This window comes from Tolypothrix bouteillei VB521301 (assembly GCF_000760695.4).
GTDB classification, from domain to species: domain Bacteria; phylum Cyanobacteriota; class Cyanobacteriia; order Cyanobacteriales; family Nostocaceae; genus Scytonema; species Scytonema bouteillei_A.
On the sequence record NZ_JHEG04000001.1, the window covers coordinates 498,795 to 521,452 of the forward strand.

Below are 22,658 nucleotides of genomic sequence, written 5' to 3' on the forward strand. Positions count from 1 at the left end.
TCCTGCTCCTGAAAACAACACTCCTGTAGTTTCCAATCCTGCTCCTGAAAACAACACTCCTGTAGTTTCCAATCCTGCTCCTGAAAACAACACTCCTGTAGTTTCCAATCCTGCTCCTGAAAACAACACTCCTGTAGTTTCCAATCCTGCTCCTGAAGACAACACTCCTGTAGTTTCCAATCCTGCTCCTGAAGACAACACTCCTGTAGTTTCCAATCCTGCTCCTGAAAACAACACTCCTGTAGCTTCCAATCCAACCCCTGAAGACAATACTCCTGTAGCTTCCAATTCACCCACTGCTGATAGTGGCATCCCGCACGCTTCCAAGACAACTCAAGTTCCCGAACCAGGTACTATGGCAGCACTTGCTCTGTTTGGTTTAGGCGGCTTGTTTGCGAAGAAAAAAATCAAGTAGTGAAATTGCGTGCTTTATAACATCATTTTTAGGGTTGTCAGCGTTAGCATCTATTTTCATCAGTTAATCATAAAAGGTAAGATTTGCATTCCAAATCGGAAAAATCAAATAAATTTCCTAAGGACTGGTCAGTACATCAGTCCTCAAGAATTATCAAAATCCCCTCACCAAACATTTTTGGTGAGGGGAAAATTATACGCGTTTGCCTTCTTTAAAGAAATTTGAAGTAATCGTCCTGAAGATTCAAACTTGATACACCCTGCACAATCGCAATCAATTCCTGCGATTTACCATTCACAACGTGAATTGCTACCCCTTCTGAAGAACCAACCGAAGACGATCCCAAAACGTAGTCAGTACTTTTTCCAACAAGCTCGATAGTATCTTCATTGGGTTTAAAGTCAGCAATCATGGCGTAGTCATTATCATTACCAGCGCCTGTGTCATAGGGGTCGTCATAGTAAACACAAAGAGTTCCTGCAGCATTCCGCCCTCCCAATTGAAACGTATCTCTTCCTTGTCCTCCAACGAGGATATCTGTTTCATTCAAACCAAAGATACCACCAGTACCAGAAGGAATAAAACCAGCCGCAGTCAGTCGATCGTCACCGTTTCCACCAAAAAGGCGATCGTTCCCTTGACCGCCATCAAGAACGTCATCACCATTTCCACCATCAAGAACGTCATCGCCATAGCCTGTTTTATAACTGCCATCATATAAGACATCATTGCCATCGCCACCAATGAGGGTATCATTACCAAAACCGCCATCTAATTTGTCATTCCCATAGCCTCCATCAAGATAGTCATCACCCCAGAGACCTAAAATTTCGTCATCTTCAGACTCACTATACAAATAATCTCTTCCAAAAGACCCAAAAAGTAAATCGTTACCCTGACCACCATACAAGGTATTCTCACCTTGTGGATCGGCTCCATATCCCGGTGCATAGGATAATTTGCTCAGCCCAGCATAGAGAAGATCGTTGCCATCACCGCCCTCTATGCGATCGCGACCTTCTCCACCCTCCAAAAAATCATCCCCAGATAGACCAATAAGAATGTCATCTCCTAAATCACCAATCAGGAAATCATTGTCTTGCGTTCCCTCTAAATAATCGCTTTGCGTAGTACCTTGAAGAATCACCATAAATATTCCTTCTTGAAAATAGGACATTGGAGAGCCAGTGCGTTGCGGTGAGTCTAGTCCTGTAGGGCGGTTCCCGACCTCAGGAACGAGCCTATAAGGGCATGTCGTAACCCGTGCTTTGCAAATAGTATCTCCGTCAGGAGATAGCACCTGGCGTCATTGGGTATGGGAAAAGAATTATTTTTATGCCCTGTTTGTCAGCAACTGCCTTTAACCTCTGGCTGAGTAATTTAAGCTTGACATTAGAAATCACATCTGAAATCAATCAATAGGTAGGATTGATTTCTGAGAAAAGTTAGAAAAATAAATGGTCACATCTTATGAGTTGGGTATCCCTGTGTGTCTTTCATTAGTAACAGCTTTTTCTTCCATACACAAAAAATTTTGGAATATTTTTTTATTTAGAAAATTCTTTTCTAAGAGGCTGTTAGAAAAGGTGAAATCAAAGATTTTGCTTTGATTCCACCAAGTTCATATAAATTATTCCTTTGAGTGGTTTAAAAGTACCAATTTGTGTAATATTTTCCTACCCACCACTAACCACTCACAACTAACTACGTTCCAACAACTCAGTCGCCGCATTCACAACAATTTGTGCTGTCCCCGTAAAAAATTCACGGTCAAGAGTCGCTGGGACATCACTAGGTTTGTGATAGTGAGGAGTTCGTAAATTAGCCGTATCTGTCACCAAAACAGCACCAATGCCTTGATACCAAAAGGGAGCATGATCGCTACGCAAAACATCAGGTGTCAGCAAACCTTTAAGAGGTACTGGCAGAGTCAGTACAGATGGCAATGTAGGAGAAGACGTTATTGCTGTCTTATTCAATGCAGTTTGAGAAGCATTTGCTCGCTGAAAAGCATTGAGAATTGGCAAGTGCTCGGCATCGCCAACCACAGCGACAAAATCACCTTTGTCGCTGTTTGGAGAGACAGGCAAACCCGATGGGTACTTCTGACATCCTGAGGTATGGCAAGCGTAACCCACCATATCCATCACAATAACACCTTCAAGATTTTCTAGGTGAGCTTTATTTTTGACAAAAGCTTTGCTACCTAAAAGCCCCGCTTCCTCCAAATCAAAAAAAGCTAATTGCAGCGTTTTGGCAGTGGGACGCGCACCGAGGAGTCGTGCAAGTTCCAGGATAACAGCAACTCCACTCGCATTATCGTCAGCGCCCGGAGAAAAGAAAACACTGTCATAGTGAGCTCCCACTAGGATAGCACCTGCTCCTTTACTTGTACCGGGTCTTTCCGCAAAAATATTAACGCCTTCTCTAGTGGTATCCAACTGTTTCTCGGTAAACTCCTCAAGTTGGGGTTGCCAACCTAATTTTTTGAGTTCCGAACTAATGTAAGAGCGAGCTCGCGATCGCTCTACAGGAGTATGACGTATAAAATTTAACTTTTGAAGATGGGAAAACAGTTTATCGCTAGAGACTTGTGGAGTACTGGTTGTTTGTGCTCCATCGACCTTTTCTTGTAAAGACTGATGGGGAGAAGAGGTAGTGACCGGAGGATTCCCCGTGTTCTTATTGACCGCATCTTTCTTGACAGGAACAGAATTCTCAACTCTAATACTATAAATAACCGATTCTTGAGGCTGTGGAAACAATCCTTTAGCAACCAGTACAACAACCATAGTTGTCAAAGCTAACAGCACCCACCAAAACCATTTTTTCTTTGCTTTCATTAATAAACCCTTTCTTGTTCATTTTTCACCAGACAGCCGTCATCACTCCAGCAAATAAAGTAACGCGCTGCCTCCACGTGTCCTCTTATCTCCTAATTTCCCAGCATAGGACGTTGCAACCGCTTTTGTTTGACACTTTGTCTTTTGACAGAAGTACCAACTTCATCTAGAGTTCCCCATATGGCTGTCAAAGTACGTACAATGCTCCAAAAATTTTATATCTAATTATTGAATTTTCTAATGTTACATTTGTTGCTCATTACAACCCTAGGGTTTCTTGGAAGTTTTGGACACTGCTTTGGAATGTGCGGTCCTCTTTCAGTAGCATTTTCTCTATCTCATAATTCAGAAACAGGAAGTGCGACATCTAGGCAACCCCGTTGGCAAGAGCAATTCCTGTTTCACGTATTATTAAACTTGGGGAGAATGCTAAGTTACGCTCTAGTTGGTGCTGCCATTGGTGCGCTAGGTGCCGTATTACTCAAGAGCGGATATTTAGCAGGCATTGGAAGTGAATTACGCCAATGGATGGCGATTATAACTGGCATTCTGCTGATTTGGTTTGGGATAAGACAAATAAATCCAGAGTTTTTGCCCCGTCTTCCAGTGTTACACCCTTTTTTACAAGGCAATCTGCATAACCGCCTGAGTGCGGAAATGGTCAAGCTTTCCCTACAAACCAAGTGGTGGACACCCGCGCTTTTGGGGATAACATGGGGTTTAATGCCCTGCGGATTCCTCTACGCTGCCCAGATTAAAGCGGCTGAAACTGGTAACTGGTGGATGGGCGCAGCCACAATGCTAGCTTTTGGCTTAGGCACTTTACCCACGATGCTAGGTGTTGGCGTATCTACAGCCTTAATTGGTCAAGATAAGCGCAGTCAGTTATTTCGTTTGGGTGGTTGGGTAACTCTCACTATCGGTGTGCTAACGCTTTTGCGAACTGGTGACACCATGGTAGATTACACTGGACATATTGCGTTGGTATTTTTAGTACTGGCGCTGATTGCTCGCCCCATCAGCGGTTTGTGGGCAAAACCTCTCCGTTACCGTCGTGCTTTGGGAGTTGGTGCTTTTGTGCTGTCATTAGCTCATACAACTCACATGATGGAACATTCATTGCAATGGAACTTTGCAGCCTTCTTTTTCCTGACACAAGAGTATCAATTAGGAATGGTGGCTGGTGCTATAGCATTGGTTTTGATGACTCCTGCTGCCTTAACTAGTTTTGATTCTTGGCAAAAGTTTCTGGGCAAATTTTGGAGACTGATTCATTTATTGAGCTTACCTGCTTTAGTGTTCGGTACTTTTCATGCTGTGACCATCGGTTCTCATTACTTAGGTGCTTTACAGCTAAGTTGGAAGAATAAGTTAGCAGTGTTGCTTTTAAGCTTTGTAACACTAGGTGTTTTACTGGTACGTTGGCGCTTTTTTTGGTCAATCTTATCTATACAAAAATTTTATGTTTCCTCTACCAAGTCGCGTTAGCCCCACTTCTTTCCTCTCTTTTCAGACAGAAATAAGCAAAAATACCTTCCCTTCTCTACTGACAAAGAAGGTTTTTTGGTACAAATTAACACTGATTTTTGTAATTTTACTACCAATTTCCACCGTCCGCGCTCACAAGGTCAATACTGCAGCAGATGTAGGTGCGACTCTCCATCTAGAACCAAATGATAATCCCCGTGCGGGGGAAGCAACCAAAACCTGGTTTGCTCTAACCCGTCGAGGTGGAAAAGTTATTCCTTTAACTGAGTGCAATTGCCAATTAGCTGTTTACGCTGAACCTTATTCTCAGAAAGAACCTCCTTTGCTAGAACCGTCTTTACAACCTGTAGTAGCAGAAAAGTATAAAGGTATACCAGGATCGGAAATTGTCTTTCCCAGACCGGGGGCTTATTTATTACAGTTGAGTGGCAAACCAAAAAAAGAAGGGAATTTTCAACCCTTTGAGTTAAAGTTTTCAGTCACAGTTGCTGTAGGTTCAGCAACTACAGAACCAGTAGCAGCAAATAATACACAAGTACAAGATCTCAATACTGATGTTCAACCCACTCAGACCCAAAGCACTCCAATTTGGGCGATCGCTTCATTAGCCCTTGCTGCTTTGGGTGTATCTTTTGCAGTACTGCGAAGCAGAAACAGGGAGTAGGGAATTGGGACAAGGGAGAGGGGGTAGATAAGGGGGACAAGGAAGCAAGTTCTATTGTCCCCCTTATCTCCCGTGTCTCCTTACTTATGCCGCTTCTGATGCCACTGCCAAGCGTGAGCAATAATGTTCTCAATAGATGAGTACTGTGGATTCCAGCCGAGAATTTTTCTAGCTTTTTCACCACTTCCAATCAGTGAGGGTGGGTCACCGGGACGGCGATCGCATTCCACAACTTTGATATCCTTTCCTGTAACTGTCTTGGCAGTGTCAATCACTTCTTTAACTGAGAAGCCATTCCCATTTCCTAGGTTAAAAACTTCGCTATTACCCCCTTTTAGCAGGTATTCCAACCCTAAAACATGGGCATCTGCCAAATCCGTAACATGAATATAATCTCTAATACAAGTACCATCGGGAGTCGGGTAATCGGTTCCAAAAACAGAGATAGATTCGCGCTTACCCATAGCTGCTAGCAATACCAAGGGGATCAAATGAGTTTCTGGATTGTGATCTTCCCCTAACAAACCCTGAGGATGAGCACCAGCAGCATTAAAATAACGGAAACGGACGGATTTGAAATCATAGGCAGCATCAAAATCAGATAGAATTCTTTCTACCATGAGTTTGGTTGCACCGTAAGGATTGATGGGGTTTTGGGGATGGTCTTCTGGAATAGGTACAACTTGGGGTACACCATAAGTTGCACAAGTAGAAGAAAATACAAATTTTTTAACAGACGCTGCTAGCATCGCTTCCAACAGAGTGAGAGTGCCAGTAACGTTGTTCCGGTAGTATTTTGCAGGATCGGTCACTGATTCGCCTACGTAGGCGTAGGCTGAAAAATGCATAACTGCTGCAATGTCATGTGTTTTAAATAAATTATTTAACAATGCTTGGTCGTTTGTGTCTCCCTCAATAAGTTTGACCTGTAAAACTTGTTCTACCAGATCGCGGTGACCGTAAACCAAATTATCGAGTACTATAACGTCAAAACCCGCAAGCTTGAGGGCAAGCACTGTGTGGGAACCAATGTATCCGGCTCCCCCTGTCACCAAAATAGTGGGTTTTCCTTGCGACATAAGTTTTCCTTGTATATCGTGAAACTACTAACTAAGTTAACTCAATCTACAGGAGGCAAATTACTGATGAGGAAAATTACAGATTCATTGTTCCATTTGAAAGAATTTGCTCTAAAATCACTACGACGGTAGTCGTTGTTTTGTGGATGTGAGGTATTTGATGTCAAGTAACAGTGCTTTTACAATTTGGCAGTACAATAACCCCACTACCTAAAACCTAAGGCTGACCGAAAAATTAAGATTTGAGAGTCAATCTATGTTTGTACTGTTAAGCCGAGTATTACTGTGGCTGCTTGTGGGAGCCATTATATACTCTCTGTTTCAGAGGTTTTATCCTCAAGGAAATTTCGTTGCTCGATTATTCTTGGTTGTTCTGTTCGTTGTGGTCTTGCTATCTTTTATCAACCCCAACGAACCTGCTATTGCCTCCTTGTGGAGAGTGGTGTCTTTCCCTCTCAAACCTCTAGGAGCCTCCATTTTGCTGATGATTCTGGCAGCACAAAATATGGACAAGGGTGGGTTAAAACAACCAGGAGGATATTTACTAGGTTGGGCGTTGGTGATTTTGTTATTGGCGAGTACACCAGCTGTTGCTTATTTTCTAGTGCGATCGCCAGTCGCAGCGATGGTGGTCGATCCATCCATCACCAGTCAAATGGTGTTTCAAAATAATCGGTTAACTGCTTCGGTGGCAGATTCCTTCACACCCCAAAATGAAACACTTGTAGCATCAGCATACAATGCAACAGCAGGTGTCTCAGATGTCGGAAATGGGATTGTTAGCGGAGCACCCTACTTGGCGCAAACCCCGGCTGATACTACCAGACGTGGATTGCGACTTGAAGACTTTGTGCCTAATGCCGAAACGCTGTCAATCACGTCTCGAGTGTGGGAAACTTACCTCAACTATATTTCTGGCTTCTTGCGTGGTGGAAGGTAATTTTTCGTAAAAGGATAAAGTGTGAAGTATGAAGTATAAAGTACGCCCTATCAATTGAGTTGGGGAATTCCATCGGAATACGATTCTTTTTTCATCCTTTATCCTTCATCCTTCAAACTTTATTCAAATTGCCCTACAGTAAGAAGACGGCTATATTTGGGTTTGATATAACATAAAAGAGTTGCTTTCTGGGCTTGAATGGCAAAATCACGACGGCTTGCTAAACTTGGTGCATACCTGCGTCCTCATTGGCGGGATGCAACTTTAGGGATTATCTCTTTATTGATCGTCAACGGGTTGGGCGTTTACATCCCTTTATTGATCCGTGACACCATAGAGAAGCTCTCTACAGACTTTAGTGCGAGCCAAATATCATATTTTGTTATAAGAATAGTATTGTTTACTTCAGCCATGTGGCTGATCCGTATGGCTTCTCGCATATGGATATTTGGTGTGGGACGTCAGGTTGAATTTGACCTGAAACAAAAGATTTTTGAGCACTTACTGAAATTAGAACCATCATATTTTGCCAGTCATACTGCAGGGGATCTGATTAGTCGGGCAACAAGCGATCTAGATAACATTCGTCGGTTATTGGGTTTTGCGGTTCTCAGTTTGGCAAATACCCTATTTGCTTACACGCTCACTTTACCAGTGATGATAGCAATTAGTGTGGATCTGACATTAGCATCATTGGCAATATATCCCTTGATGTTTTTGTTGGTTCATTTGTTTAGCAATCGCCTTCGGAACGAGCAACTTGCCGTACAAGAGAAACTTTCTAATATGAGCGAACTGATCCAAGAGGATATCAGCGGAATTGCGCTGATAAAAATCTACGCTCAAGAAGAAAATGAACGCCGAGCTTTTGCCGAGAGAAACGAAGAGTTATTGCAAGCTAACCTAAGCCTCGCAAAAAGCAGGAATACATTGTTTCCACTCATTGGCGGTCTGGCGACTATTAGTTCTTTAATTATTATTTGGCTGGGAGCAAACCGGATAGCAGCCGGAACTCTTGCTGTTGGTGATTTTGTTGCGCTGTTACTCTATGTTGAACGTCTCGTTTTTCCCACCGCATTGTTAGGCTTTACCATCACGACATACCAGAGGGGGGAAGTCAGTATCGATCGCATTGAAACAATTTTCACCGTTCAACCCAAAATTAAAGACACCTCAGACGCTATTCGTTTGCCAAAAGAGAAAGTTCAGGGACAACTAACAGCTAAAAATTTAAGTTTTACCTATCCTGGTTACTCCACACCCGCACTAAATGACGTTAACTTTAACATATCCCCTGGTGAATTGGTAGCAATTGTGGGTGCTATTGGTTCGGGCAAATCCACTTTAGCAAATGCTTTGCCAAGACTGTTAGATATTGAACCGGGGCAACTATTTTTAGATGGTGTAGATATTACTAAAATAGCCTTGAGCGATTTAAGAAGCGCTATTGCTTTTGTTCCCCAAGATAGTTTTCTTTTCAGTACCACTATTAAGAACAACGTTCGTTATGGAGATCCAATTATCGAACAAGTCGAGGTAGAAGCAGCAGCCAAACTCGCACAAATTCATCCAGAAATTATGAACTTTCCCCAACAGTATGAAACAATAGTTGGCGAACGCGGCATAACTTTATCTGGGGGACAGCGTCAAAGGACTGCTTTGTCTAGAGCCTTACTAGTTGATGCTCCTATCTTAGTGTTAGATGATGCCCTTTCTAGTGTTGATAACCAAACCGCTACAAAAATTTTAAATAATCTTTCTAGCGGCACGCAAAAGAAAACAGTCGTTTTTATCACCCATCAGTTGTCTGCGGCGGCGGCGGCTGACCGAATTTTTGTTATGGATAAAGGTAAGATTGTTCAGACAGGAACGCAAGTGCAACTTTTGCAGCAACCCGGTCTTTACAGACAATTATGGAGCCAGCATCAGGTTGAGGAATTGCTGCATTAGAGGCAGAGGTTTTAGTCTTTTTTACCCCACCCTAACCCTCCCCTTGGAAAGGGGAGGGAATTGGAAATCTGGTTTCTCCTTTCCAAAACATTAACGTGCAATTCTGCTAGTTTTATTTCTAGAGAAATAGGAAATTCAGTTTCTGTCAAGGCGTACTATCAAAGTACGAACTCAAAATATTCGCATTGATTTCTTTAACTTGATTTTGAGAGGACAATCGCTATGATATTTATCTAAATAAGAATCTTATGACATTGGAGATTGTATTTTTTCTAACGAAACCACACCATTGTCTTCAAAATCTATCTCTAGATGATATCCTTCCATCATCGCAGTTCCCAGTAAAGGTTTATAACCAGAAGCTAAAATTAGGACTACTTTTTCTACGTCATCCCAAACAATAGTCAATAAATGTATAGCTGATAAAGCTTCGCTACCGTCAGCTAACCTTATAGGTGTACTGGAATATAGAGGAAGATTCATTGCACTAACTGCTTGTGGTGGTAAGGTAAGATAGCCGTTGAATCCAGTATCAATGGCAAAATCCACAGAAAAATCCGGTTGTTGTGGGAAACGGAAAATCACTGGAACTATTGCCTTGTGGTCAATCAATCTTCCGTAAATCATTCAACTGTACGTTTCATAGGAGCATTGCCAAAACTAAATGCAACATCATAACCGATTCGCATAGTAAATAATCTGGCGTTTGGATTCTTCTGCTTTAAGCTTAATACTGATTCTACACCAGTTTTATCAATTCCATATTCGCCAGTTTCAGCATCAATAACAATCATTTTGCCAATATTATCGCGATGCTCGACCTGTTGCCGAATCCCATCTTCATAAAACTGTTTGGCTCTTTGGGCAACTTCCTCTACAGTCCAAAAAATAGCCTGCATAATTACACCTATTTTACCTATCATTTTCCATAGTCTCATTATAGATGCGTGCGCTCAAGTAGGGATTTTTGTAAATTCAGGCACAAATTCATCCAGAAATTATGAACTTTCCCCAACAGTACGAAACAGTAGTTGGTGAACGCGGATGGATGCAGATAAATTTATCTACCAGTATCATAAGAAATGCTCTAGTACAACACGGCGTAAATAAGGTAACCCTTAGTAACAGACAAAAAGCTTAAAATAAAAGCTTTTGTGCCTTCTGCCTTCATGTACTAGTCTTTACCGAAAGTGTTGATTCGGCAATCAGTACTGAATCATCCGTGCCAACAGAAACATTACAGTGGCTGCTAGCAAAGCACCGACAACAATACTTAAAATTGCAGCGTTAAAACTACCAGTTGCCGCCACAATTGAACCAGGAATAAGGGAACCGCCAACACCTCCAAAGAGAACGGAAAGACCATTGTACAGTCCCGTACCAGCACCCACTCGGTTGGGAGGTAACAGGCATTGAACAATTGCGTATTCTTGAGCACCATATGCACTTTGGAAGAAGACTGCGATCGCAAAGAACAGCACTAAGAAACCTAACGCATTAACACTTGATGCAATGTAAACCATAATACCAGCAACAAAAAAACCAATGCTTGCAAGCAGTATTCGGCGCTGAAGTTTATCTCCCAAGTATGCCATGACAACAATACCTGCGATTCCAGCTGCAAAAATGAATGTTAGTGGCCATCCCAATTGCTCGAAGTCAATACCTTTGGCACGGTTAAAGTAAGTTGGCAACCAGTTGAGTGTACCAAAGGCACAGAAGGCATTGAGGGTACCGCCCAAAACAACCAACCAAAATCGGCGATCGCGCAAATAACTTCCTCTTTGTCTTCTCATTCCTGCATTCTCAGCACTTCCCTGTCCGGTGCGAATATATACTAACTCCATATCGTTTACGCTATGGTTTTGATGCGGTTCATCCTGCACAAAAAACCAAACGAGTGGAATTGACACTAGCATCCCGACTGCACCTAATAACGCAAAGGTAGGACGCCAACCAATAGAGTAAATTGACGGAACGATAAGTAGGGGAGCAGATGCGGTAGCAAGGATAATTCCAAGACCCCAAATCGCATTTGCTCGCGATCTCTCCGTGTCTGGAAACCAATGGCTGGTAATTGCACTCAGCATTGGGATATGAACTCCCTCGCCAAACCCCAACAGCAAGCGCAGAACGATCAGTGCAGTGAGGGACTGTCCCAACGGCGCACACAAAATTGTGAATAAAGAAAATGCTGCTATGGCTGCAATTGTGCTGCGTTTGGGACTAAACCGTTCGGCTAGTGGGCTGAGGAGCATATTTGACAATCCATATGATAAAAAGAATGCCCCCAACAGCCATTCACCATTTGAACCAATTTCGCGATCGCTCCAACCAAAATCGCGAGCAATTTGTGGTAGTGCTAGCGAGAGATTGTTGCGATCTAAGTAGTTGACGAATACTGTGACAGCGAGAACTATTGAAATGCGCCACCGTATTTTCCCAACGGATGCTGTGGCTGTTGGCATAGCAACCTCTCTTGCTTAAGGGAACTGCAAAAAATCAATTATCTCATCTTGTGGGATGGGTTTCTGGAGAACTTTAATAGCTGGAGTTACTCGTTGATTTTTCTTAATTACATATTTGGTTTGCGTAAATTTTCCACGAACTATTCCTTCTTTTCCACATATTGCGAAAATTTAGGTAACAATTTATTAAAAAACATATATTTTTGTTTTAAAGATTACAAAACTAAACTTGCACGGGCACATTAAGAGTGCGTATTAACTTGCAAGATAAAAATGACAACAACATTATCTGGTTATCAACTTCTGGAAACCGTTCACTTCGGCAGTAAAACCGTTATTTATCGCGGACGGCGAGATACCGATAACGCATCCGTTATTGTCAAAACTCTTGTTGATGAACATCCATCTTTAGAAGACATTGCACGACTGCGCCACGAATATCAAATTCTCGAGCTGCTGCAAATTCCCGGCATTGTTAAACCCTACGAATTAAAGAATTATCAGCATAGCCTAGCTTTGGTGATGGAAAACGTTCCTGGTAGTTTGCTCAAAGAAGTCATTGCCAATCAAACAACTAACTTGATTACTTTCCTGAAAGTGGCAATTAATCTCGCACACACCTTAGGAGAACTGCACGGTCAACAAATTATTCACAAAGATATTAAGCCACACAATATTCTCATCAATCCTGAATCTGGGGAAGTCAAACTAATTGATTTCAGTATTTCCTCGCGCCTCGATAAAGAAAATCCTACCTTGAGCAATCCAAATTGCCTGGAAGGTACATTGGCCTATATGTCGCCCGAGCAAACAGGCAGAATGAATCGAGCTATTGACTATCGCACTGACTTTTACTCATTGGGGGTGACGTTGTATGAAATGCTGACAGGTACTTTACCATTTCAGACTACCGACCCAATGGAATTGGTACACTGCCACATTGCCAAAATGCCCGCTGTACCTTGTAAAGCAACAGTGTGCCGCGTTCTGGAAAATGTCCCTGAGGCAATTACGGCAATTATTTTAAAGTTGTTAGCGAAAACAGCAGAGGAGCGGTATCAAAGCGCTTGGGGACTGAAAGCCGATTTAGAGGAATGCTTGTTTCAACTACAAACGGTTGGCAAGATTACAAATTTTGTATTGGGAAGGCGGGATAAATCGGGGCAATTTTTGATTCCACAAAAGTTATACGGACGTGAAGCAGAAGTTGCCACCTTGATGGCTGCATTTGAGCGAGTGGCAGACGGTAGAAGCGAAATGATGCTTGTTTCTGGTTATTCAGGGATTGGTAAAACTAGCGTTATCAATGAAGTTCATAAACCGATTGTGGGCGCACGAGGTTATTTTATTGCAGGCAAGTTTGACCAGTTCAAGCGCAATATTCCCTATGCATCCTTAATTCAAGCATTTCGATCTTTGATCGGGCAATTACTTACCGAAAGTGAAGTCCAAATCCAAGCATGGAAAGAGAAACTATTAACTGCTTTGGGAGAAAACGGACAAATAATTATCGATGTAATTCCCGAAGTCGAACTAATTATTGGGACTCAGCCGCCTGTAGCACAGTTGGATGCGGCAGAATCGCAAAATAGGTTCAATCGTGTCTTTAGGCAATTTATCGGCGTATTCACCAGCCAAGACCATCCTTTGGTTGTCTTTCTTGATGATTTGCAGTGGGCAGATTCAGCATCATTGAATTTAATTGAGCTATTGATGACCGATCGCGATCGCCAATACTTATTATTAACTGGAGCATACCGCGATAACGAAGTTTCGCCCACCCATCCACTGATAATGAGTTTGAACAAGATTCAAACAGCGGGTGCTGTGGTGAATAACATTGTCTTATCACCGTTACAGTTAACCGATGTAGAAGCGTTAATTAGCGACACTTTGAATAACACAGAACATACTCAGTCACTAGCAGGATTGCTATTTCACAAAACTGGAGGAAACCCGTTTTTCTTAACACAACTGCTGAAAACTCTACATCAAGAAGACTTGTTAACGTACAACTTCCATTCAGGTTTGTGGCAGTGGAATATCCAACACATTCAAGCAATTGGGATTACTGACCTGAATGTGGTTGAACTGACAGCCAGAAACATTCGCAAACTTTCAATAGAAACGCAAAAAGTATTAAAACTTGCTGCTTGTATTGGCAGCACATTTAACCTAGATGTCTTGGCAATTGTTAACGAATCATCACCGCTAACTACTGCGGCGCAACTGTGGTCTGCTCTGCAAGCTGGATTAATTTTACCATTAACTCAAGACTATAAAATTCCTCTAGTGTTTGGTCAAGAAGAATCAGGCAAGATTAGCTTAACGGATGTCAAAGTTGATTACAAGTTCTTACATGACCGAGTACAGCAAGCTGCATATTCTTTGATTCCTGATGCAGAGAAAAAAGTAACACACCTAAAAATCGGTCAATTATTATTAAATAACACTTCACTAGAAGCACGACAAGAAAATATTTTTGCTCTCGTAAATCAACTTAATTACGGAAATGATTTACTAACAAATGAAAAAGAAAAACATGAAATTGCAGAACTGAATTTGATGGCAGGAGAAAGAGCAAAAGCAGCTACGGCACATGATTCTGCCATTAAATATTTGCAAGCAGGTATAAGACTATTAGCATCTGATAGTTGGGAAAGTCACTATCAACTGACATTAGCATTGTATCAAGAAGCAGCAGAAGTGGCATTTTTAAGCGGTAATTTTGACGAAATGCAGAAATTTGCTACGACGGTGCAACAACAAGCTAAAAACCTGTTAGACACAGTGAAAGTATGTGAAGTCCAGATTCAAGCTTATATTGGGCAAAATAAAATTCAACAAGCAATTAATACGGGGCTACAAGTTTTAAATATGTTGGGGATAGAGTTTCCCGAAAAGGTGGAACCTTCCGATATTGGGGAGGGGCTAGAGGAAACTGCATTACTTTTAAGTGGAAAGGAACCTTCTGACTTAATTAACCTACCTCAAATGACCGAGCCCAAGAAACTTGCAGCTTTGAGGATGTTAACACGTCTATTTAGTGCGGCTTACTTGGGTACTCCAGAGTTGGTTCCTCTAGTGGTCTGCAAACAAGTTAATCTATTGGTTCAATATGGTAATGCTTCTGTATCTCCCTATGCATACTCCCTTTATGGCTTTCTGCTGTGTGGGGTTGTGGGAGATATTGAGCGTGGGTATCAGTTTGGTCAATTAGCTTTGGATTTATGCTCAAAATTGAATGCTAAAGCAGTTTACACAAGAACTTACCAAACGGTAAATCTATTCATTCGCCATTGGCAAGAACATATCAGCAATACTTTAACAACTTTTCAATCAGTTTACTCTAACGGAGTAGAAACGGGAGATTTAGAATGGGCTGCCTATGCTGCATTTCAGTACTGCTTCCAATCATATTTGGTTGGCAAGCAACTTACTGTTGTTGAACGAGACATGGCAAGTTACTGGAATGCTATTGATAAAATCAAGCAAGAAACTGCACTTAATTATCACGAAATCCATTGGCAAGCAGTTTTAAACATCATGGGAAAGTCTGAAAATCCTTGCGTGATGAGCGGTGAAGCCTACGATGAGCAGAAAATGTTACCCATTCATCAGCAAACCAATGACCAAGTAGCTATTCAATTTTTATATTTTCATAAACTTCAGCTTTGTTATTGGTTTGAAAATTACTCTCAAGCGCTGGGACATATTACTCATATCGAAAATTCTTTGGGTGCAGCGGCTGGACAAATAATTTTTGCACTCTTCTATTTCTATGATTCTCTGGTGCGGTTAGCAGTGTATGCTAATATTCCAAAATCGGAGCAACAGGACATTATCGCTCGCGTCCAGGCAAATCAAGAAAAAATACAAAAGTGGGCGCATCATGCCCCAATGAATCATTTACATAAATTCTATTTAGTAGAAGCAGAACGATATCGGGTTTTAGATGAAAAATTAGCAGCAATTGAGATGTACGATAAAGCGATCGCACTTGCTCGAGAAAACGAGTACATCAACGAAGAAGCATTAGCCTGCGAACTAGCAGCTAAATTCTATCTTTCATGGGATAAACAAAGTATTGCCAAAACATACATGACAGATGCTTACTACTGCTATATGCGTTGGGGTGCTGTTGCTAAAGTCAAAGATTTAGAAGCGAAATATCCGTATCTAATTACGCGATCGCAAAACATACAAAACTCAGCAACAAAACATTTAGAACTGGCTCAAACGAGTTCCACAACTACCGGAGACTCTCATCTGCTTGACTTTATGACAGTGATGAAAGCTTCACAAGTGCTGTCAGAAGAAATGATGCTAACTCGCTTGCTAGAAAAATTGCTGAAAAATGTCATCGAAAATGCTGGTGCTGTCCGAGGTTACTTTATTGCTAAGCATGAAAATCAGTGGATGCTAGAAGCAATAGGAATGGTTGAAAGTAAGGACGTTAGTGTTGTCATTAGCTCACAGTTAGAAACAGATTCACCTTTACTACCAATTGCTTTATTCAACTATGTTGAGAGAACTAAAGAAAACCTAGTTTTAGATGAGGCTGTCAAAGACTTGCGTTTTGCAAATGATGCTTATATCATCACACATCAATCTAAATCGATTTTATGTTTGCCACTCATTCATTCTGGCAAGTTTACTGGTATTGTTTACTTGGAAAATAACCTGATTTCTGGTGCTTTTACTCCAGAACGGGTGAAGGTACTGAGTTTATTAACTGCACAAATTTCAATCGCAATTGATAACGCTCGTCTCTATACCAATTTGCAAACTTACTTACAAGAACTCGAAGTTAAAAACGCAGCTTTGCAAGCATCCGAAATGCGAGAGCGAGAAAAAGCTTCTCAACTTCAACAATATCTCGACAAACTCCAAAAAGCACAGGCTCAACTCGTGCAAACAGAGAAAATGTCTAGCTTAGGACAATTAGTTGCTGGCGTTGCTCATGAAATTAACAATCCAGTCAATTTTATATATGGCAACCTCAACCATGCTAACGAATACACCCGAGAGTTACTAGGACTACTGGCGCTCTATCAAACACATTACCCATCTCCTCATCCAGAAATTCAGGAAGAATCAGAAGCAATTGATTTGGAATTTCTGATGGAAGATTTGCCCAAACTACTATCTTCCATGCGAATAGGCGCAGATCGAATTCGTAAAATTGTCGCTTCTCTACGAACCTTCTCGCGCATGGATGAATCTGAAAGAAAAGCAGTGAATATTCATGACGGCATTGACAGTACTTTGATGATCCTGCAACATCGTTTGAAAGCGAAATCAGAGCATCCAGCTATTGAGATTATCAAAGATTATGGCAACCTGCCCCTAGTGGAATGCTATGCAGGAGAATTAAATCAGGTATTTATGAATGTTTTGAGTAATGCTATTGATGCGTTGGAAGATTCATTAGTGAATAATTCAGAAAAAATAACCACTCCAACAATTACTATTCATACTCAACAAGTTAATGCTCATCAAGTGGAAATCCGCATTTCGGACAACGGTATCGGGATGTCAGAGGCTGTTAGACAACGCCTATTCGATCCTTTCTTCACTACAAAACCTGTAGGTAAAGGCACTGGTATGGGCTTGTCGATTAGCTATCAAATTGTCACTGAAAAACACCGTGGTTTACTCTTTTGCAAGTCTGAACTAGGTCAGGGTACAGAATTTACTATCTGTATTCCAATTTCGCAGGAAACCAATAACAACATTCTCTAGAGAGACGGTACATTAATCTCAAAAACTCAATTTTTTCGTAGAGACGCGCCAGCACGCGTTTCTACATTAACGAAATATTTTTTGCTCCCCTTTTGACTGCTGGGCTGGCGTTCTAGTTACCGATCGCTCGCTTAGAGCGCTTAGACAAAAGTAGTAAAGCGATCGCAACAATCCCTATCATCAATCCGCTAGAAGATTCGTTGGTACTGACTTTAAACGGATTATTGGGTTTGCTCAAATCTTCTTTACCATTTTCAATTTTGCGGTTGAAGCGATCGCTTTCTGCTTCTGCTTGTTTCAATAATCTTCTTTGTTCGTCGTTAACCAGTACGAGCATTGAGGAATAGGGAGTGACTAACTCGTACTTTTTAGCTATGGCGTGAATTGCATCCAAAGTCTCCAACTGCTCTAAATTAATTTCCTTGCTCAGCCCCAAGATTAATTGTCGCACTGCCAGTTGCTGGAAATTATCTTCTTTTTGAGATGTAATCTTGCTCTCTTTGGTGTCTGATTCATTTTTATACCAAGCATAACCATCGACTACACTAACAGTAGAAGCTCCCAACACTGCTTTCGTTGCAACTCTTTGCAAAACTTCTGAAACTTGCTGAGATACTCCACCACCACTATCCTGTATTGCCTTTAACGTAGCATCATCATAAGCTGCGGGTAGTGAACCTAAATGTATCATCCATAAAGGTGCAAGTGTTGCTTTGATTTCACTCCCAGGGTTTTGCTTGGCAACTTTATCTTTTGACAACTCATAACTGCCCTCATCAGTTAATAGTAAAACACCATCATAAGCTGTATCACCACGCAACTGGTTAAACTGCTGTAGCATTTCTTGTGGTTGAATTGTGCCATAAAAAGTCATTTTTTCAGCTAAAAATTGCCCGATGTCATCTAATCGTTTAGGAACAGCACCTTTAGAAGCAGTGATGTATAAGTCAGCGTCATTATTTGCCAAGTCTTTATCTGCAAAGCCATGTTTTTGCAGCCACGTGAAAACTTGTGACAGTTCTTTCACGTGGGAATTCATACTGAAAGAACTATCTAGAACTAAGGCAAATCGTTTTGCTTGAGGTAAGGAATAATCCTTGTTTAAGAGCGGCTTGACTAAAATGCTGTGACCTTCAGGAAAGTTAACTTGATGCAACGTTGGCAGAAATTTTCCAGTTGCTGGCAAAAATGGTTCTAACCAAGGCTCGTCTTTGAGTGCTACCTCTTTACCGTTACGGATGCGCTTGGTTTCATGAGTCCAAAAGATGTTGCGTTTTTCCCCTAGAACGGGTAAAGCCCAACCGCTTTCTTGTCGCATCACTTTATAAGTGAGCCATAAATGCATTTCAGTTGGTCTTTGTTGGGGTACGCTTTGCAAGACTGGTGCTTGTGGAGGAATGGGAAATGCTCGCAAGCGATATTGACGCGGTCCGACTTGTTCGAGTAACGCCGGGTCTACTGGGCGTTCTCGTCTTACTTGTGAATTGTAAACTTTCTGAGCAGCACCGCGAGGCGCGATAACAAAGGGGAAACGTTTTTGCAAATCACCTGTATCGCCCAACCACAATCCTGTAATGACGGCGCTTTCTGGTAAGGAAAAGGAGTAGAAAATTTCTTGAACTTCAGGTGTCTGGTTTTTGTAGACTTCATAAAGTTCTAAATCCGCCCAATCACCATGTTCTGTGACTTTGATTTGTTGCGATCGCAGCCACACTTTTTTCTCATTAATATTGAGTAGCCCTGCTTTGACTTCTTGTCGGTTAAACGTGGATTGCACTGCGTGACTGACTAATTGTCGTTCTGCTTTTTGAAGTGGTGTATCAAAAAACTCGGCATAAAGTTTTTCGGCTTTCTCGGCGTCTTTGTCAGACCCATTGTACAGAAATGGCGACATGAAGGAGTTATAACTTTCTTGTACTGTATTGGCAACAGTTTGGCTCAATCCAAAGACACTGCGATACATCTCGCTAATATGATTGTTTTCTTCTTTAGTACTGAGGTAGCGATAAGAGGATAGGTAAGCGTTCACCAAACCCTCACGGATGGTATTTGACTTTGCCAAAAGTGCTTGGCGGGTACTGTCATTTGATGCTGGATGAGCTAAAAGCGAAAAGGCTTGGACTTGCGGCTGTTGTTGTAAAATGATGAATGCCGTCATCCAAGCGATCGCAACGGCACTAGCGCCAGTGAAAGTAGATTTTTTTCCCTTCTGTGAAGCAAATGCCTGTAAAATTCTTCGTCCGGAGTTAATATAGAGTGCCGCTAGTGCCAAAGGCATAACAACAAATAACGCTGTACTGAGTATCCAGAGAATTAAAAATAACAGGAAATACCATACCCCTTGTACCCACCATCCAGAAACTAAAATCTGCCAAAGACCACGCGCCCAATCGAATTTGAAAAATTCCTGTACTAAAAATGCTCCTAAAGGTAAGGCATAAAACAGCAGCACTGCACTTGCGTAGATACCAAATAACAACATCAAGCTGTGTGCTAACATTTGCAGCCACTGCAATCCACTTTTGCGGGTTGACGCATAGCCAAACAGCATTTCTAGAAAGAATGCTACGATACAGATTCCTATTGTGGCTAAAATTTGAGTACTAGCGGGAGTCAGTTCCCGAATGAGAAATAACCGCAACAGACACAGCAGAAACAGTGGCGCTTCAACTCCATAAAATAAGCGAAGGAGTTTTATGGGCTGTCGTCGAAAGTGGAAGGCTCCTAGGAAAGTACACACAGTTGGTACTGCAACTAAACCAACCAATGTTAAAAAGAACTCACTAGGGATTTCACCTGCTACCGTAGCCAGTACTAACGGTACACCAACAACAGGTAGTATCCCCATACAGACAGTTAACAAAAAAGTGACGTTCCAAACCCAGAATATAGTTTGAATTAGCCCGTTCCAAAACCACCTCACAGCTACCCTCCCTTCAAGCGCTACAGACAACCACTGCTAGACTTCTACACAAGTGTTATGTGGAATTCCGAACAAAGTCATCAGTACTCGTACTTAGCAATCCTTGAGCGATCGCTTTATGCTTTTGCTTGTTTTAACGATCTTCTTTGTTGATTGCTAGTTGAGCGGAAGCCACGTAATGGGTTGAAGCTTCTACCATATTGCATACCTTTTGACATCTGCCTTCTTCACACTTTGTTGTTCAACTTCTTCCATCTTTTTTTAGCTCATCGTCTTCAAAAGCTTACGGAGTCAGATTTTTAGCTTGCTTGTCATCCTGTTATATATTTTTCAGGATAGATAAATTAATAGTTCATCTATCTATAGACGTAAAAAAAATATGCAAAAACTTACTGCTAAAGGTATAGTAAGGAATTATAAAAATTAACAATAATAAGAATAGAGTGTTCCCAAAACAGCCATGAGTTTTGACAAAAGCTCATGCAGATCTGTTTGATTATCTATTCGACTATAAAGATGAAAAGCAAGTATCCGGTTAAAATTAAAAGTTAACTGTTACTTGATGTTCATTTATACATATAAGCTGGTCTAAAGCTAGAGGGTATGTCAATTGAAAAAATTGTTCGGATCGCTAGTAAATGTGGTTTGCTAGTGTGTCTGTGAATGGCGTATATGCAATACATATATGCAATTGTGATTGGTATCCATATTTACTGGAACGACCAAGGTTCTCAACTGAATCCAACAGTTCATACTTAGTGTGAAGAATTGGATAAATTTTAAGAAAAATCGGAGAGTATTAAATATGCCATGTTTTTTTATTTGGCATTTACTTAACCAACTTCAGATAAGATAATTTTATTGACTCCTTTTCCGCTTTAAAATTACCGAGCCTTGTAGGGTAGGCATTTCCTATCATCCTGTTTGGGTAATCTTTTCGCGTGAAGAGAGTAATAACTTAAAAATTAAGGTACAGATCCTTCTATCATCGGTATTTTAGAGTGTCAAAGATGTTTGCTCTGTCAAGGCAGCTTTGACAATAAAAGGAATAAAAACTTTACTGAGGTGGAACTAAAAATTTTCTTAGTTCTACCTTTTCTCATAGCGTTCGCACGCACAGCAATCCATTAATAAATAATCTTGCAAGCCCTACATATTAATAGTAGGTATTAACTCAAAAAGTAAGATAAGTAAGATAAGTAGAAAGAAATGAGAAAAGCTTTTATGAGTTCCCTTATCTGGGTTAAAATTTTTCAAAATTACTCTTACAACTATGCATTACGAGTTTTTTCCAAATAAATCTCGATTGCAAGAGTATTCTGAAGATACAAAACCTACTTTTCATACTATTGATTGAAAATTTAATTTAAAGTGAATTAAGAAAGTCAATTAAGAAAAATTTTAAAAAGAATAGGAAAAAATAGTATGTTTTATAGTTGCAAAATCAAGAGAAAATGATATTGTAAAATACAGGGGATTGTGATTGAGGTAAGTGTAAGAGCTTATTAACTAGCTTGGCACAACTACCATATCAACAGCCCTAAATTTTAGTTAATAGCGCACAGCAAAAGAATAATATCGTTGAACTATTTGGTTGAGATAACTTTACGCAATAAAAAACTGATAACACATAAACCTGGAGTAACACAAAGTAAATGTTGCGACAATTTTATAATATCGTAGGTGTCTTAAGGGAAAGAGCCCTATATCAAAACGACCAAAGAGCTTATAGCTTTATAAAAAATGCAGACACAGAATTAGCTAGTTTGACTTATGAGGAATTAGAGCGACTGTCACGAGCGATCGCGGCAAAACTGCAGAGCATAGGAGCTAGCAGACAACGAGCCTTCCTGGTATATCCATCGGGGCTAAAATTTATTACTGCCTTTTTTAAATGTCTGTATGCAGGAGTGGTAGCGGTTCTAGCTTATCCATCCAGACGCAATCAAAAAATGTCGCGACCCGAAGCAATTGTCGCGGATGTCCAGCTTCAGGTGTTAGTAAAAATTGAGATTTAGACTCTACAAAACCCACTTTTTTACTGGTTTCTAAAATGGAATTTAGAGTACACAAAACCTACTTCTCGTACAAAAAGGTTGAAATTTCATTTACCAGACTAAAAACAAATTTCTTAGAAAGGACT

The 22,658-nt window shown here is 41.0% G+C and carries 14 protein-coding genes; 7 read left to right on the plus strand and 7 right to left on the minus strand.

The features are described 5' to 3' along the window. Positions 1–415: PEP-CTERM sorting domain-containing protein (locus tag HC643_RS40705; RefSeq protein ID WP_202048572.1), on the plus strand; the 415-nt coding region annotated here is incomplete at its 5' end. Positions 416–626: 211 nt separating this feature from the next. On the opposite strand, the gene HC643_RS41965 is transcribed toward HC643_RS40705, so the two are convergent. Together HC643_RS41965 and HC643_RS02000 are read right to left on the minus strand one after the other, a co-directional pair. Then, positions 627–1,565 carry a calcium-binding protein gene (locus HC643_RS41965; RefSeq protein ID WP_050045141.1) on the minus strand — a complete coding sequence of 313 codons (939 nt, stop codon included), beginning with the start codon at positions 1,563–1,565 and terminating at the stop codon, positions 627–629. Positions 1,566–2,115: 550 nt separating this feature from the next. Then, positions 2,116–3,258: a M28 family peptidase gene (locus tag HC643_RS02000; RefSeq protein WP_038071966.1), complete on the minus strand. Its 1,143-nt coding sequence runs from the start codon at positions 3,256–3,258 to the stop codon at positions 2,116–2,118. A gap of 240 nt (positions 3,259–3,498) precedes the next feature. Here HC643_RS02000 and HC643_RS02005 point away from each other — a divergent pair, with 240 nt between their 5' ends. After that, entirely contained in the window at positions 3,499–4,746 is a 1,248-nt protein-coding gene (locus HC643_RS02005; RefSeq protein WP_050045142.1) for an urease accessory protein UreH domain-containing protein, read from the plus strand. Next, positions 4,721–5,410 carry a hypothetical protein gene (locus HC643_RS02010; RefSeq protein ID WP_202048573.1) on the plus strand — a complete coding sequence of 230 codons (690 nt, stop codon included), beginning with the start codon at positions 4,721–4,723 and terminating at the stop codon, positions 5,408–5,410. The genes HC643_RS02005 and HC643_RS02010 overlap by 26 nt, the downstream gene beginning before the upstream one ends. 80 nt (positions 5,411–5,490) lie before the next feature. On the opposite strand, the gene galE is transcribed toward HC643_RS02010, so the two are convergent. Further along, the gene (galE, locus tag HC643_RS02015) at positions 5,491–6,489 is read right to left on the minus strand and encodes a UDP-glucose 4-epimerase GalE (protein WP_038071968.1); all 999 of its coding nucleotides are present in this window, start codon (positions 6,487–6,489) and stop codon (positions 5,491–5,493) included. Between the two features lie 256 nt (positions 6,490–6,745). Between galE and fraI the strand changes: the two genes are divergently transcribed. Continuing rightward, positions 6,746–7,429, plus strand: a complete 684-nt coding sequence (gene fraI, locus HC643_RS02020) for a septal nanopore formation protein FraI (protein WP_038071969.1) — start codon at positions 6,746–6,748, stop codon at positions 7,427–7,429. 198 nt (positions 7,430–7,627) lie between these two features. After that, entirely contained in the window at positions 7,628–9,379 is a 1,752-nt protein-coding gene (locus HC643_RS02025) for an ABC transporter ATP-binding protein (protein ID WP_038071971.1), read from the plus strand. 246 nt (positions 9,380–9,625) lie between these two features. On the opposite strand, the gene HC643_RS02030 is transcribed toward HC643_RS02025, so the two are convergent. From HC643_RS02030 to HC643_RS02040, 3 genes are all read right to left on the minus strand, one after another. Continuing rightward, positions 9,626–10,006, minus strand: coding sequence for a clan AA aspartic protease (locus tag HC643_RS02030; protein WP_038071973.1), 381 nt, complete (start codon positions 10,004–10,006; stop codon positions 9,626–9,628). After that, positions 10,003–10,278 (minus strand): hypothetical protein, encoded by a 276-nt coding sequence (locus HC643_RS02035; RefSeq protein WP_038071998.1) that lies wholly within the window; start codon positions 10,276–10,278, stop codon positions 10,003–10,005. The genes HC643_RS02030 and HC643_RS02035 overlap by 4 nt, the downstream gene beginning before the upstream one ends. A 306-nt stretch (positions 10,279–10,584) precedes the next feature. Continuing rightward, entirely contained in the window at positions 10,585–11,847 is a 1,263-nt protein-coding gene (locus HC643_RS02040; protein ID WP_038071975.1) for an MFS transporter, read from the minus strand. 273 nt (positions 11,848–12,120) lie between these two features. Here HC643_RS02040 and HC643_RS02045 point away from each other — a divergent pair, with 273 nt between their 5' ends. Continuing rightward, positions 12,121–17,592: a trifunctional serine/threonine-protein kinase/ATP-binding protein/sensor histidine kinase gene (locus HC643_RS02045; protein WP_038071977.1), complete on the plus strand. Its 5,472-nt coding sequence runs from the start codon at positions 12,121–12,123 to the stop codon at positions 17,590–17,592. Between the two features lie 112 nt (positions 17,593–17,704). On the opposite strand, the gene HC643_RS02050 is transcribed toward HC643_RS02045, so the two are convergent. Next, complete coding sequence (locus HC643_RS02050; RefSeq protein WP_038071999.1) at positions 17,705–20,515, minus strand: TIGR02921 family PEP-CTERM protein; 2,811 nt, start codon at positions 20,513–20,515, stop codon at positions 17,705–17,707. 1,655 nt (positions 20,516–22,170) lie between these two features. On the opposite strand from HC643_RS02050, the gene HC643_RS02055 reads away from it, so the two are divergent. Next, positions 22,171–22,533, plus strand: coding sequence for an AMP-binding protein (locus HC643_RS02055; RefSeq protein WP_038071979.1), 363 nt, complete (start codon positions 22,171–22,173; stop codon positions 22,531–22,533). The last annotated feature ends 125 nt before the right edge of the window (positions 22,534–22,658 follow it).

Coding starts and splice junctions, on each gene's coding strand:
- HC643_RS02035 (WP_038071998.1), bottom strand. CDS start 10,278: ATGCAGGCTATTTTTTGGACTGTAGAGGAAGTTGCCCAAAGAGCCAAA.
- HC643_RS02010 (WP_202048573.1), top strand. CDS start 4,721: ATGTTTCCTCTACCAAGTCGCGTTAGCCCCACTTCTTTCCTCTCTTTT.
- fraI (WP_038071969.1), top strand. CDS start 6,746: ATGTTTGTACTGTTAAGCCGAGTATTACTGTGGCTGCTTGTGGGAGCC.
- HC643_RS02030 (WP_038071973.1), bottom strand. CDS start 10,006: ATGATTTACGGAAGATTGATTGACCACAAGGCAATAGTTCCAGTGATT.
- HC643_RS41965 (WP_050045141.1), bottom strand. CDS start 1,565: ATGGTGATTCTTCAAGGTACTACGCAAAGCGATTATTTAGAGGGAACG.
- HC643_RS02040 (WP_038071975.1), bottom strand. CDS start 11,847: ATGCCAACAGCCACAGCATCCGTTGGGAAAATACGGTGGCGCATTTCA.
- HC643_RS02000 (WP_038071966.1), bottom strand. CDS start 3,258: ATGAAAGCAAAGAAAAAATGGTTTTGGTGGGTGCTGTTAGCTTTGACA.
- galE (WP_038071968.1), bottom strand. CDS start 6,489: ATGTCGCAAGGAAAACCCACTATTTTGGTGACAGGGGGAGCCGGATAC.
- HC643_RS02025 (WP_038071971.1), top strand. CDS start 7,628: ATGGCAAAATCACGACGGCTTGCTAAACTTGGTGCATACCTGCGTCCT.
- HC643_RS02045 (WP_038071977.1), top strand. CDS start 12,121: ATGACAACAACATTATCTGGTTATCAACTTCTGGAAACCGTTCACTTC.
- HC643_RS02005 (WP_050045142.1), top strand. CDS start 3,499: ATGTTACATTTGTTGCTCATTACAACCCTAGGGTTTCTTGGAAGTTTT.
- HC643_RS02055 (WP_038071979.1), top strand. CDS start 22,171: ATGTTGCGACAATTTTATAATATCGTAGGTGTCTTAAGGGAAAGAGCC.